This is a genomic window from Prevotella sp. HMSC077E09 (assembly GCF_001814685.1).
Taxonomy (GTDB): Bacteria; Bacteroidota; Bacteroidia; order Bacteroidales; family Bacteroidaceae; genus Prevotella; species Prevotella oris.
In genome coordinates, this window is sequence record NZ_KV817574.1 from 97,700 (window position 1) to 110,630 (window position 12,931).

Genomic DNA, 12,931 nt, shown 5'->3' on the forward strand with positions numbered 1-12,931 from the left:
AGGTCTACCCCCCCCATTATTTAATGTTATTTAACAGAATGAGAGGGCTGACTATGCGGTTTGAGCAGAGTTTTCCAAAAAGATGTAAGCTAAGGAAAAGAAAAGGAAATGATAGGGAGTGGCTTTTTGAACTCAAAGCTTTGGGCCTGCTTTTTCGGCCGTCTTGAAAGATAAAAAGCGATAGGAAGATGGATAGCCTTCGTTTCCTCATGGTAGAATTAGGCACGAGGAAACGAAAGATATCGGTTGTTATTCAGCGAATTTCTTCAGTTCATACAATGCAGGGGTGGCCTCTCCGGTGGTACTGTCGAACAGAGGTGCGTTGTACCAACCGCTGAGTTGGGTGCTGAAAGCATTGTATTCGGGCCACCACCAGAATAATCCTGTTACGCGTTTGTGGGTTTTCAGCATCGTGATAAGGGCTGCAGTGAAGCGCTGTTGGCCTTGAAGCGAGTAGGGATATTGGGCAGTATAGTCGAAAGTTGAACCGCCTACGGGCCATTTGTAGGGGTAGCCTGTCTCCACAAGCATGATGTCTTTACCGCTGAACGAGGTCTCTAAGCGCGAAATGGCCACGTTGAGTTCACTCATCGGGCCATGGAAATAAGGGTAGTAGCTGAGGCCGATGATGTCGTAATCAACCTTTGCCAACTGCATCTGCTGATAGAAATTGAGCAGTGCCTGATAGTTGGTGTTGTCGTGTTGCTGGGTAGTTGACACGCGTTCGGTGTGCAGAATAATCTTTGCTTTGGGGCAAATCTCCCTGCATGCAGCGGTTGCAGCATGCAGCAATTGCGTGAAACGGTTCCAGTTTTCCTGTGGAGACGAAGGATAACAATAGCGTGCTGTGGCTGCATTCTGCCCCCAGAGCATGCCATAACTGATTTCATTACCGGTCTGGATAAGGTCGGGTTCTGTGCCGTTTTGCTTCATCTTCGTCAGCACTTCCGCTGTATAAGCTTTGAGTTTTGCAGCCAATTGACTGTCGTCAAGCCCTGCCCAGGCAGCCGGAGTCCATTGCTTTGCGGGGTCAGCCCACGTGTCGGAGTAATGGAAATCAAGCAGAAGTTTGAAGCCTGCAGCCTTGATCTGTTTGGCCAAAGGCAGGATATAAGCTAAGTTCTGGCATGCATTCGGGTCGCGATCTGCCCCTTTGTATTGGTCAGGATTGACGAAAAGGCGCAGTCGCATGGCGTTCCAGCCCGCCTTCTTGAACAGCACAAGCGGGGCAACGGCAGTCCCCTTGTCCTTGAAAATGGCTCCCGCTTTCTCGTATTCCGGCAGGAGTGAAATGTCTCCTCCAACGTATTTCGTCACTGTTTCCGTAGGTTTTACGTCGGGTTTCGGTGTCGTTTTCCCATTTGGTTCATGGTCATTGCAGCCGCAAGAAATAAGAGTCATCAGTGCGGTGAGCACCATAACGCACACTGTCTTCACATTGAATTTCATTGCTAAATCATTCTTTTAATTCGCAGCAAAGATACAAAAAAGTCATGAAAGCATTAAAATTCGGGAAATCTTTCATTGTGGATAGCCTTCACTGCCATGCATTCCATTTCGATTAACCAGCCTGGTCGACACACCGGAGCATGGAGCAGGAGGTGTGGAGTGTTGGGGAATTGCTTCTGGAAGAGGGCTGAAACGACAGCATAATCAGACGGATCACGCAGATAGACAAGGGCAAACGTGATATCGTTGAAGTTCATTTCGGCTTCTTTCAGCAAGGCTTCAACGTTCTCCCACATGCGTTTTACTTGATGTTTGATGTCGCGTGGCCAGACCACCTGCCCTTGGTTGTCGATGCTTGCAGTGCCCGAAACGAACACATGTCGGCGATCTCCGTAGTCAATTTGAGTCGCTCTTTCAAAGCTTACGCCATATTCGCTCGTGCGGTTCATGTGGTCAAGCGCATAGAGATAAGTCATCTGCCCCGGCAACAAGCCTTTCACGGCGTAGGCATCCATTGTGGCAAACACCTTGGAATCGGCCACCCGACCACCTATTCCCGTGCTGGAAATGTAGTGAGTTTCGGGCGTTAAGCCCTGCGTCATGAACACTTCATTGCGCGCTTTCACTACACCTGAATAGTTGTTGTCAATGTCGTTGACGAAAAACCACGTGCGAACGCAGTTGTCTTTCAACGTACATTCGTTTTCAATGAGGCGCATCACGTAGTCTTCAAGAATGCGTGTGGTCTGGTGTTCTGAACTTGATGAGTTCGCCACGGCACCTGCATACCACAGGTGTTCGTAGGCACCACGGGTCACACTATATACACCATGCGTGCAATTCTGCCTCTTGATGCCGGATAACAGATAAACCCAGAGGGCGACTTTCGTGCCGTCAAGCGGTGGTTGTTGTACTACGGAGAGGGCACAGTCAGACTCATCTGTGGCATAAACTTCGTCTTCCTGATTGGCAGCATCACTCAGAAAATAGCGCTTCATGACGGATTCTGCATCGGGCATCAGCCTGTTTTTGATTTCATCGTAACGCGAGATAACCTCCTGGAGCTGTGTAGTAAAGGGCGCACAAGGGTCGGATGCGTGGATGATGAACGAGGCTTCATCCGCAATTTTTACTGGAAAAGCCTCCCCAGCCCCCTCAGCAAAGAGGGGAGTCCGACCGGAATGACGGGGTGTTGTGAAGTTGGAAATAACCTCTTGCGTATTTGTCTTCGGCATCATCTGTTATTCTTTATTCATCAATTGTTTTATTTTGTCGATATCATATGTCCTCTGTCGCCCTCTGCTTTGGCTTTCCCCTCGTTATGAAGGGGTAGGGGAGGCTCTCCCTAAGCATAGCTGTGCATGCCTCCAAGCACGTAGTTCACGCCGAAATAAGTCATGACTATCGTCAGGAAAGCAATCGTTGTGTAGAGGTGGAAGCGTTGAGGAGTGCGGAGAGCAGGCACACTTTGCAGGTGAAGAAGCACCGCATAGACCATGAAAGTGATAAGCGCCCACGTCTCTTTCGGGTCCCACGACCAGTAGTTTCCCCAGCTGATGTTGGCCCATATCGCACCGATGAAGATGCCAAGTCCAAGCGTTGTGATGGCAGGATAAAGGAAAATGCGGCTCAATATCATTAAAGCTGCCGACTGTTCCTGTGCTGTTTGCTGACAGCCTCGCATGTGTTGCAGTGCAGAGAGTGTCAAGGCAGTGAGTCCGCAGATGAAAGTGAGGGCCAGAAGTGCATAACTCATCATGATGATACTCACGTGAACGCTCAACAACGGACTGTTCAATACGGGCATGATATGGCCGATTGCCGGGTCCATTTGACCGATATGGCTGACCAAAAGAAAGAAACCGCTCAGCAAGAAGCCAAAAGTGATGACGAGTAAGCGCAGCGATCGCATGGCCAAAGCCGTCACAAGGGTAATCAACATGACAAACCAAGCCATGGAAAGCATCGACTCATAGCCGTTGCTTAAAGGGATATTGTCGCTGATTATCCAGCGCAATGCCAAGGCAAATGACAGTGCAAGGAATGAAACAGCAAGCAACATGATGAGCAATCCATGCAGGATTGACGGGCGCAGGCCTAAGAGTTGCGTCTTGGAAGTGGTCAACCGGCGGAGCACAAGAAGCATACTGATGAGGCCAAATGTAAGGTTGAAGATGAAAAGAACCGTTGCAAAAGGCACGCTGTTGTAGCATTTCTCGGCCCGAAATTGCATGTCGGTAGGGAGCGAGGCGCCTGCATTGCGCTGCTGATAGCTTCGCAGTTGCTCAATGAGTTGAATGGCATTGCCGTCTTCTCGCCCGGAAACGGCTTGATAGAGTGCCGGAAAATAGCTCTTGATCAATAAGAAATCATTCTTCGGAAGCTGTTTGGGATACAGCTCAAATGGTGAAAACCACTGTGTCTGTCCACCACGAAACGTATGCGGGAAGAGGGCAAGTGGTGTGCCTTTCTGCAGCGACATGATGATTTGGAGCTTGCTGTCCATGTCGGCACAAGCCTTGTGAAGCGCATCCTGTTGCCCCTGCTGATAGTCGTAGACATATTGCCCGAGGACGTATTCTCCGTCTTGAAAGAATGCTTTCACATTCGTATATTCGGGCAATCCGAACGTTTCGCGCATCTCTGCACTGTTGACATGCACAATCGGTTCACTATTCCATGCATCGTCAAAGAATATCCAACTCATCAGCACTTGCGTGGCATCATCACCTTTATAGCTTCGTTTGCCATAGATTTTCTTTAGGAAATCAAGGGCGAAAGTCTGCAAGGGACAGATGCGTTCGTTGTAGTTGATATAGAGATCTCCGAACTTTTCGGCAACGGGTTGGTCGATGACAGGAGCTGAAAAGCGTTCTTTGGTGGCGTGGACTGCCGATGACGATGCGACAAGCAGCAGCAATGTGGCCAATGATTTCCTGAGAACGGGACTGCGAAGCAACTTTCTGAATGTTCCTTGAGGGTCGACAAGAAGCCATAAAAGCGAAAAGAACAGCAGGCCATAGCCCGTGTATGTGACGGGAAGTCCATAGGGATCGCTGTTCACACTGAGGTAACTTCCGTGGTTGTCGGTGTCATAACTGGCTTGATAGAAACGTGTGCCGCGGTAGTAATATACCTTATTCATCGACACTTGTGCATGTTGTGTTTCGGCTCCGTCGATGATGACAAAGTGGGTCGTATAGTCTGAAGCAGCCTGTGTCCCGTCGTGATATTGTATGTCGAAATGGTCGAGACGGACAGAGAACGGCAGCTGATGCGTGCGCGTTTCTGTCATGGAGATCATCTCTGTGTAAAGGTTTGTGGGCTGGTCACCCCGTAGGTGCACCATGCCTTTGAAACCTGTTGTGTGGGTGAGGTAAGCGCCAAGGAGTATCACAATCATTGAGAGATGAAGCAGCAGGAGGTTCCATTTTCGCAGGCGGGACTTTACGATATAGACCACACCGGCAGCCACCAAGAATGCCCACAACAGGCAGAACCACCATGCACCATATATATATTGTGAGGCAAAGGGCGTAGAATAGAAGTGTTCGATAATGGTGGCCGCTGCCATCACTACAATTAAAACTATATAGAAAATGAATGCTGTTTTCTTAATCATTGTGTTTTTGTATAAAGTCGTTTGCTTGCTCAAGTTGTTTTCCTAAGTTTTCCAAAGCTTCTATGGCCTGCTTCACGGCGGCATCATTATAGTGCTTTACAAAGGGTTCGGGCACGCTGTTAATGGCCTGAAGCGCTTTGTTGAAAGCTTCTCCGACAGCTTTTGCAATGGCAGGATTGCGCGTTTTGAACCATGCATCAAAGGCATCGTTGCGGCTTCCATACCATAGATTGCTGATGCTCTGCAGGTTATCGCGCAGGTCTTCCAATGAAGTGTGGCTGTAAGGCGACTCAATATAGTCGGCATCTTGATGTTCGAAAGGCTCGCCAAACTTCGTGCGTGCCATTTCATCGGCAAGCCCCATCATGCCTTTGTCGCCTGTAAGGATGACTTGAGCTGCCCGCTGTGGCGTGTAGGCCGTAAGCATATAACTGCGGTAGTCGGTGCCTTCCGGCGATTGATAAGGCAGACTTGCCGCATCAAGTTCGGTCTTATAGCGAGGGTCTGCATTGGCATTCCAGCCGCAATGAAGCTGGAAACAACGCAGTCGGAGATTGCTTGCCAAGGTCTTGGCATATTTGAGTTCACGCGGTTTGATGTCGTCAGTGGGGCGCGGTTTCCCGTCTCTGAAGATTACATATTCAATGCCATGCCAGCCCACAATGCCTGAAGGCCAGCCTTCTGTACGGTCGAGTGGGTCGTTGCTTTCCATGAGCTGTTGATAGCGGAGACGGTCTAAAGGCCACGAATTGATGTCAGAATCTACGGAGAAATGGGCGTTGGCACCGAAGAAGAAGGCTTCACTCTTTTCATAGGTACCGCGGGCTTTGAGAAACAGTCGGCACACTTGGTTTAACTGCTCTTGCGTCATTGCAGGCGTTTCGAGTGCAGACAGCGCTTTATAAAAGGCGTCGGTGCTTGTTGCCAACACTTTATATCGCTCGCGGATGACGCCGTCTATATCGTTCTCTACGACTTGCTGAAGCGTGAGTCTCTGTGTCTTGTCACCGTCATCTCCATTTTTATCGCTGCACGAAAACAAGGTTGTGCAGAGCAGGAAAAATGTAAATGCAATGTATTTGAAATGATGTTGAGTCATGAAGAAAAACAGTAAAATAACTAATACCTATGAAGTGAGGTTCTCATATGCGTCATATCAGCCGCTGACTTGACGCAGATGACACGGTCATTTGACGCATATTGCACGCTAACTTGACGCATATGAGAACTCTGTTTGTAATGATTTGATTGTCAATGGATTATGTGTTACAAAACAGGGTGTATGGACTGAAATTCCAACCTCCTGCATCTGCAATCGCATTTTCACCGTATCTTTCAAGCTGTTGGAGGCGTTTTGCGTTGGCTCGGAAAGCCAACGAACCCTTGGTTAAACGTCTGCAAGCTTGCTTCCTCTCCCTTTTGTTAATGCATAATGCACAATGCATCACGCATCATTGGCTGTCGTTGAACTAACATTTCGCAACACATCATGCATCATTGGCTATCGCCGAACTAACATTTCGCAACACATCATGCATCATTAGCTATCGTATTGCGTCATCATAAGCCCTTCCTCGCTCGCCCTCCCCTCCCTTGGGGAGGGGTTGGGGGTGGGTTTTAGAGAGCTTGGGTGTGTTTTTTTCTATATCGCATTGATGAATGCTACGACAGCATCTCGGTCTGCTTTCGGCAGATGATAGAACTTGTTGGCTGCGAAGAAGGCATCGCTCTCCTTGCTGTAAGCGTGCCACATGATGGCTTCAACCACGTTGTGAGCACGGCAGTCGTGCAGTCTTGAGCCTTCACCTGTCTCTTGAATAGACAGTCCGCGACCCCAGAGCGGCGTCGTTCTGCACCATCCCGTGCGGATATCATTTATCATAGACAGCCTGTGTTGCACGAGGTCGGTGTATGGCCAGATAGTCGTTCCGCTGTAATCAGGCAGACCATGACCTATAGAAGCATAGTTACGGCTGATGGGATCAACCCAACTGTTGTCCTTTTTGATAGTCCATGAAGGACGATGGCAGGCAGTACAGCCCATCTGATAAAAGAGTTGCTTGCCTCGCTGCACTTCTTTCGAGTCGAGATTACGGGCCTGTGGCACGCCAAGTCCCTTATGCCATACGGCGAAAGCATAGTAGTCTTCATCCCGCATCTCTTCCTGTCCGTTCCAAGGTGCCATGTCTACGAAGTATTTCTTATAGGCTTTGTGCGTTTCGGGCTTGTTACTGTTAAGGCTTAACAAGTCATTCACAAGCTTCTTTATACCTGCTTTGGTACCGTCTCCGTAGTAGGGATGAAGCAGAGATGACGGCTTTTGTCCCTGTTCTTGAATTTCCTTGATGACGCTTTCGTCTTCACTCATGGCCTTTGCCCATGCAGCTGTGGTGTAAAGATAGTGGCGGTCGCTGCGCGTAACGTTGGTAATGTTCCAGATAGCATTGGCACCTGGGCCGTCAAGAAGCGATGCACGAGTCATTGCATAAGTGAATTTCTTCACGCGTTTTGTGCCGTCTGCCAACTTATACCATGCCGAAACTGCCCAATCTTGGGCTGCAGTGTCCCACATACCAGGGTTGAGTTTCACGTGAGGATTGGCTGCTTCGCGGGCATACTGCACCTTCATGGAGTCTTGATCAATGGCATCAAGCAGGCCTGTGCCATACATACCAATCGTTGATTCGAGTCGGACTTCATAGTTGGTAGGCTTCGGATTGGTGTTGAAAGCACTCTGTTCGATGGTTACTTCGGGATAAGTCAGCTCGTATTTCTCACCATCAGGGAACTGCGTTGCAGACAGACCGGAGGGCATGGTGCCTGAAAGTTTCTTCCATTCCATGTGGATGCCGCGTTCGTCAACAGGTGCCTTGAAAGGATACATTGCCTTGGTTTGCGGCATACCTGTTACCTGACGGATGTATGAGTTGGCTGCATATTTCACGCCGTCAGGGTCGGTTCCTGCCGTAGGATGATAGATGACGAGCAGGTATCCATTGCCCATTTGGTCGGCTTCATACTTGTTTTGGCGCTTGCCATGACCGTAAGAAGGGTGGCAGTATTCGCAACCTGAACGCACATATGCAGGGCCAAGACCCGTGTAAGGACGGTTAAAGAGGGTGTATGCGTGGTCGAAGAAAGTCTCTCCGCGCTTGAAAGTCTGGTACAACCCGATGTTTTCAATCTCCGGAGCAGGGTTGCTGTAGCAGCCTTCTTCATTCGAAGTGGTTCCTTTCTCGCCTCCGGGATACCATTCGGCAGCACTGAAATTGCCTACATTCTTACCGATGTTCTCATTGGGGTTGTAGGGTTTGATGTTGTCATCGTCGCTACAAGCCGTCACTGCTAACATCATTGTGCCGAGCAGCAAGAGCTTTCCGAAATTCATTTTCTGTATCATAATATTTTTTGTTTTGTAGAGTATCGTTTTTCAAAATGCGTAGATACGGACATGAAGAAGCGTCTCCTTCATGCCCGTATGTATTGCATTGGCAATGCCGGATAGGTTGTTTACTTGTTGTTCTTGCCTACAAAATCAGAGGCTGCAGCAAGTGCATCGTTCAGCTCCTGGCATGCTTTGATTGCATTCTTGCACTGAGGATCCTTGATATTCTTAACGAATGGGTACTTGATTGCAGCGATTTGCTTCAGTGCATCGCTGATAGCTGTCTCCACACGCTGGCCTACTTTGGCGTCATACTTCTTGAAGTAGTTGTGGAAACTGTATTCACCGCGCTTGCCTTCTACACCGCCGAACCATACATTCTCAATGCTGTGGATGTTGTTCTGGAAGTCAGTGAGGGAGTTATAGCTGTAAGGTGACTCGATATAACTTTCGTCTTTACCGGAGAATGGATTGTTGATCTTGGTGTTACCAACCTCATCTGCAATACCACCTGCACTGTTGTCGCCTGTCAATACAGAGCTGACAGCAAGCTTAACCGTGTTGTATGTGCTCTTGGTTGGGTCGCCGGCATTCTTCATTTCGTAGCCGTAAGAGAAGCCTTTATCGGTCTTGTAGACGGTTTCCAATTCGTCGAGAACTTTCACATGCTCCTTGTTTGCATTCTCATCCCATGAACATTCCAAGCGATAAACACTGTTGCGGAGGTCTTCAGCAACGGCTTTTGCATAGTCAAGTTCTTGTGTCCCGCTGAAGATAGTGAAGTCAATACCGTCTTGATTGTAGCTGTCATGTGAGTTCAATTCAGCTGCCTTGCGTGGTTTACCATCGCGGAAGAGGATGAATTCTATACCATGGAAGCCGAGAATACTTTGGTCGGTAATCTTGTATTTGTGGTCAGCTTTGAGGTAATTGTAAAGTTCATTAAGACCGAGAGGCCATGAATCGATGTGTGGTCGATAAGGAAGTGAGAGGCTGCACCAAGCAGGAATGCCTCACTGCCCTCGTAGTTGGCACGCGCTTCGAGGAAAGTTTTGCATACATTATCTACTTGTTGCTGTGTGATTGAACCTGGTGTCAGGGCCTCAAGTTCATTGTTTAGTTTCTCACATCCGTCGGCCAAAGCCTTGTAAGTGGGGTTAATGGTGTTGTCAACATTGGCTGCAAGCACCTTCTGAAGATACTTGTCGCCCTCGCTTAACTGGCCGGTTTGTGGGGTGTCATCATCATTACTGCTGCATGAAGTCATGGCAGTTGTCAGTGAACAAACCATGGCAAAGAGCATGGCATACTTGAAAATCTTTTTCTTTTGTTTGTATATTAAGTTAAGATTCCTTGTTACTCTTATTTAAAAAGGTATAGACTTACCTTGTTATTCGTTTCTTTTTTCACCCTTAAAGGAAGAAACCTTCATAGGCAACTCCAAGAGAAACCGATGGTTCATTATTGTAAGCACTCTTCAAGAAGCGGTGAGAATACTCGCCTTTCACTACAATCTGCTTGATTGGATAGTAGTTGAAGCCGAAAGCAATGCGGTTTTTTTCAGTGTAAGGAAACTTCATTTGTGTGCCACTTGCCTTGTAAGAGTTGTAGTATTCGTAGCGGCCGAAGAGATAAAGTTTCTGATTATCCTGATGCAGACGGGCAATTTGGGAGAACAAATCCCAACCGGCTTCAATGCCTGTAGCTATAGCTGTCTTGCTGACAGGGTCGTGATTGAAAGGTGAAGTCTTTGTCTGTCGTCCTGGAAGTAACTGTACTTTCTCTGCATCGCCTAAGTGCCCATAGTCAAAGCTGCCTCGAACAATCCAGTTGAAACGGTTGAATGTGAAGTCAACAGAGCCGATGGTAACGGCTCCCTTGAGTTTAGCTGCTGTTCCATTCGCATCGCGACCGAGTGAATTGTCGATGCTGTGACCATAGTATCCGCTTATACCGAGGCGTAGACCAGGGATAGAATAGTTGTCAATACGCAAGGCTACGGCATACTTGTTGGCCGGTTCGAACTCGAAAGCAGAGCTTGCTCCTTTCTTAATCCAATTGTCGCGGTTGAAGCTCAAGGCATTCAATCCGGCCAAAAACTGCAGTTGATACTTCCAGTCCTGCCCTATATGACCCCACAGACTGATACCCGTCTGGTGCCAGGTACAGGGAAGTATGGTTGCTTCTCCCTCCGGACGATAGACCGTAAAGAAGTTCAATGGCTCGTGATAAGCGTTCGTTAAGCCGATAGGTACAACGATATGGCCTGCGCGGAGATTGAACATGCGGGAGAAACTCTTTTGAATCCAGAACTGTTCTAACTCAACTTCTCCGCCTTTCTCTACCTCGTGTTCCCATTCTCCGCTTTCTTCGTACTCCTTTTCATAGGAACTTCCGCTGCCACCATGCTCGAATTCAATCTCTGTTCCCATAGTCCAACCTTTGCCAAAGTCGTAACCTAAGTAGATAACTGCATGGGGGATATCAAACTTTCCATGGCTCGGATCGTTCTTATATTTGCCGGCTTGACTGTATTTATAAGGATTGTCACTGAAGAATTCGCGTGTGTAACCGATCTCACCATAGCCACCTACGCTGAGTTTGTTACCCTTTACATGATTCATTACGGAGTCGATAGCGTTAACCTGTGCTTGGGATTGCAATGCCAATCCTGCGAAGAGGAGACTCGTTATCATTCTGAACTTACAACTTTTCATTATTATTCTTTTAATGTTTCTGTTCTATGATAAAGAGAAAAGTGCAGACTATCTGATTGTGAACCCAGTGTCATGAAATAGCTGAATGCCAAGGATTGCAAGGCACTTTTCGATGAACAATCCAGGAAGTCAATCACCACTGCACTTATTCGACTGCAAAGTTATCAAGAAATCCAATTGTTTTCAATACCTAAAAATAGTGAAAATATCATTTTATACATTTCATTCTTTTTAGGTATTGCACCTTAATTGCAAAGCCATTAATTTTGCAACCGTAATCAATCAAATAGAAAATGCTCACAAGCATAAACTAAGAAAGGAATTAAAAAATGAATAAGACTTGTATTATCTACGGTTCTTCAACAGGCACTTGCCAGGACCTTGCTTCTCGTATTGCAACAAAACTCGGTGTAGACAACGCTGATGTCTTCGATGTTTCCAAAGTTTCTGCCGATCAGCTCGGTGCTTATCAGAATCTCATTCTCGGTACTTCAACATGGGGTGCAGGTGAAATGCAGGACGATTGGTACGATGGTGTGAAGACATTGAAGGCTGCCGGACTCAGTGGAAAGACTGTAGCTATCTTCGGTTGCGGTGACAGTGAGGGCTATTGTGACACCTTCTGCGGTGGTATGGCCGAGCTTTTCAATGCAGTGAAAGAGGCTGGTGCAAAGGTCATTGGACAGGTTTCAGCCGATGGTTACACCTATGATGACTCTGAAGCTGTCGTTGACGGACACTTCGTAGGCCTTGCACTTGACGAGGTTAACGAGGACGATAAGACCGATGAACGCATTGATGCATGGGTGAAGGAAATTCAGCCAGAACTCTAAAATAAAGCAACATGCTGCAGACTGAAGCTGTACCGACCGACTTGAGAGTGCTCTCCGAGCAGATCTATCAGTACAAGAAGGGTGTGAGAAACATGGTTCTCTACACCTTTCCTGACCGCTATCAGCAACAAGCTGTATGCAAACTTGAGCGCCAAGGTATTGATTATCTCATTCAGCCTGTAGGCAACAAGCGCATCAATCTGTTCTTTGGGCGCAAGGAATGTATGGATGCTATACGTACCTTTGCAGGTCGTCCGCTCAATCAACTCACGCCCGAAGAAGATTTCATTCTCGGCACCTTGCTGGGCTATGACATCTGCAGTCAGTGCGAACGATATTGTAAACGCAAGGCATAGCGGCCTTGCCAGTCTCATATAACTATAGTAACGATAGCGCTTGCAAACTTGAGAAAGTCCGGCAACGCCGTCATACAAGATATTAATTACCATTATCAATTAGAATAATCTTGTTCGCTACATAGATTTCATAATGTTTTTGTATAAAAGTAAAAGGGTTGTCGCGAGACAACTCTTTTTTCGTTTTAGGACATGAAGTGTGTGTAGATAAATGTGTTAAAGATGCATCATGTTATTTTACAAAAGCCTCGTCAGGACGGGCCTTGTTTCAAAAGAAATCGTCACTCGGTGGAAATACGCGAGTTTTGAGGCTTCTTTTTAATTGCTTGATAACCAATGTTTTAATGTAATTCGTTGCCTCTTATGTAATAAATAGCGGCTCATGGGTCTGTATTTTGTGCCATATGAGACGGTAAAGTGACGCAGAAAGCAAGCTAAGATAATTCTTAAAATACAACTTATTGAAAATAAAGAAGTTACCTTGTTGGTAAAACTAAATAGGTAACGATTTGGAAACGAGCGAGCTACTTGGCTCCGCTGTTTTCTGCCTAACAAAGAACGCTTGTTAT

At 47.3% G+C, this 12,931-nt stretch carries 10 protein-coding genes; 2 read left to right on the top strand and 8 right to left on the bottom strand.

Annotated elements, in window-relative coordinates; all coding sequences use genetic code 11:
* Positions 1–249 precede the first annotated feature (249 nt).
* The 8 genes from HMPREF2983_RS08855 to HMPREF2983_RS08885 form a co-directional block, all read right to left on the bottom strand.
* Positions 250–1,449 carry a glycosyl hydrolase 53 family protein gene (locus tag HMPREF2983_RS08855; protein WP_070667781.1) on the bottom strand — a complete coding sequence of 400 codons (1,200 nt, stop codon included), beginning with the start codon at positions 1,447–1,449 and terminating at the stop codon, positions 250–252.
* Positions 1,450–1,502: 53 nt separating this feature from the next.
* A complete protein-coding gene (locus HMPREF2983_RS08860; RefSeq protein ID WP_070667782.1) occupies positions 1,503–2,687 on the bottom strand; it encodes a Rid family hydrolase in 1,185 nt (394 codons plus the stop codon).
* Between the two features lie 107 nt (positions 2,688–2,794).
* Entirely contained in the window at positions 2,795–5,071 is a 2,277-nt protein-coding gene (ccsA, locus tag HMPREF2983_RS08865; protein WP_070667783.1) for a cytochrome c biogenesis protein CcsA, read from the bottom strand.
* The gene (locus HMPREF2983_RS08870; protein ID WP_070667784.1) at positions 5,064–6,170 is read right to left on the bottom strand and encodes an imelysin family protein; all 1,107 of its coding nucleotides are present in this window, start codon (positions 6,168–6,170) and stop codon (positions 5,064–5,066) included. Before HMPREF2983_RS08870 ends, ccsA begins: the two co-directional genes overlap by 8 nt.
* 543 nt (positions 6,171–6,713) lie before the next feature.
* Positions 6,714–8,471: a di-heme oxidoredictase family protein gene (locus HMPREF2983_RS08875; RefSeq protein ID WP_070667785.1), complete on the bottom strand. Its 1,758-nt coding sequence runs from the start codon at positions 8,469–8,471 to the stop codon at positions 6,714–6,716.
* 110 nt (positions 8,472–8,581) lie between these two features.
* On the bottom strand, positions 8,582–9,424 hold the full coding sequence (locus HMPREF2983_RS08880; RefSeq protein WP_256374461.1) for an imelysin family protein: 843 nt from the start codon (positions 9,422–9,424) through the stop codon (positions 8,582–8,584).
* Positions 9,322–9,759 carry an imelysin family protein gene (locus HMPREF2983_RS14425; protein ID WP_256374460.1) on the bottom strand — a complete coding sequence of 146 codons (438 nt, stop codon included), beginning with the start codon at positions 9,757–9,759 and terminating at the stop codon, positions 9,322–9,324. Before HMPREF2983_RS14425 ends, HMPREF2983_RS08880 begins: the two co-directional genes overlap by 103 nt.
* 109 nt (positions 9,760–9,868) lie before the next feature.
* Positions 9,869–11,173 (bottom strand): hypothetical protein, encoded by a 1,305-nt coding sequence (locus HMPREF2983_RS08885; protein ID WP_018919890.1) that lies wholly within the window; start codon positions 11,171–11,173, stop codon positions 9,869–9,871.
* A gap of 329 nt (positions 11,174–11,502) precedes the next feature.
* On the opposite strand from HMPREF2983_RS08885, the gene fldA reads away from it, so the two are divergent.
* Together fldA and HMPREF2983_RS08895 are read left to right on the top strand one after the other, a co-directional pair.
* Positions 11,503–12,006, top strand: coding sequence for a flavodoxin FldA (gene fldA, locus HMPREF2983_RS08890; protein WP_070667786.1), 504 nt, complete (start codon positions 11,503–11,505; stop codon positions 12,004–12,006).
* An 11-nt stretch (positions 12,007–12,017) separates the two neighbouring features.
* A complete protein-coding gene (locus HMPREF2983_RS08895; RefSeq protein WP_004378399.1) occupies positions 12,018–12,362 on the top strand; it encodes a DUF2023 family protein in 345 nt (114 codons plus the stop codon).
* Positions 12,363–12,931 lie beyond the last annotated feature (569 nt).

What these genes read in the sequence shown, in the direction of transcription:
- fldA (WP_070667786.1), top strand. Translation starts at nt 11,503, where the DNA reads ATGAATAAGACTTGTATTATCTACGGTTCTTCAACAGGCACTTGCCAG.
- HMPREF2983_RS08870 (WP_070667784.1), bottom strand. Translation starts at nt 6,170, where the DNA reads ATGACTCAACATCATTTCAAATACATTGCATTTACATTTTTCCTGCTC.
- HMPREF2983_RS08875 (WP_070667785.1), bottom strand. Translation starts at nt 8,471, where the DNA reads ATGATACAGAAAATGAATTTCGGAAAGCTCTTGCTGCTCGGCACAATG.
- HMPREF2983_RS08885 (WP_018919890.1), bottom strand. Translation starts at nt 11,173, where the DNA reads ATGAAAAGTTGTAAGTTCAGAATGATAACGAGTCTCCTCTTCGCAGGA.
- HMPREF2983_RS08860 (WP_070667782.1), bottom strand. Translation starts at nt 2,687, where the DNA reads ATGATGCCGAAGACAAATACGCAAGAGGTTATTTCCAACTTCACAACA.
- ccsA (WP_070667783.1), bottom strand. Translation starts at nt 5,071, where the DNA reads ATGATTAAGAAAACAGCATTCATTTTCTATATAGTTTTAATTGTAGTG.
- HMPREF2983_RS08855 (WP_070667781.1), bottom strand. Translation starts at nt 1,449, where the DNA reads ATGAAATTCAATGTGAAGACAGTGTGCGTTATGGTGCTCACCGCACTG.
- HMPREF2983_RS14425 (WP_256374460.1), bottom strand. Translation starts at nt 9,759, where the DNA reads ATGCTCTTTGCCATGGTTTGTTCACTGACAACTGCCATGACTTCATGC.
- HMPREF2983_RS08895 (WP_004378399.1), top strand. Translation starts at nt 12,018, where the DNA reads ATGCTGCAGACTGAAGCTGTACCGACCGACTTGAGAGTGCTCTCCGAG.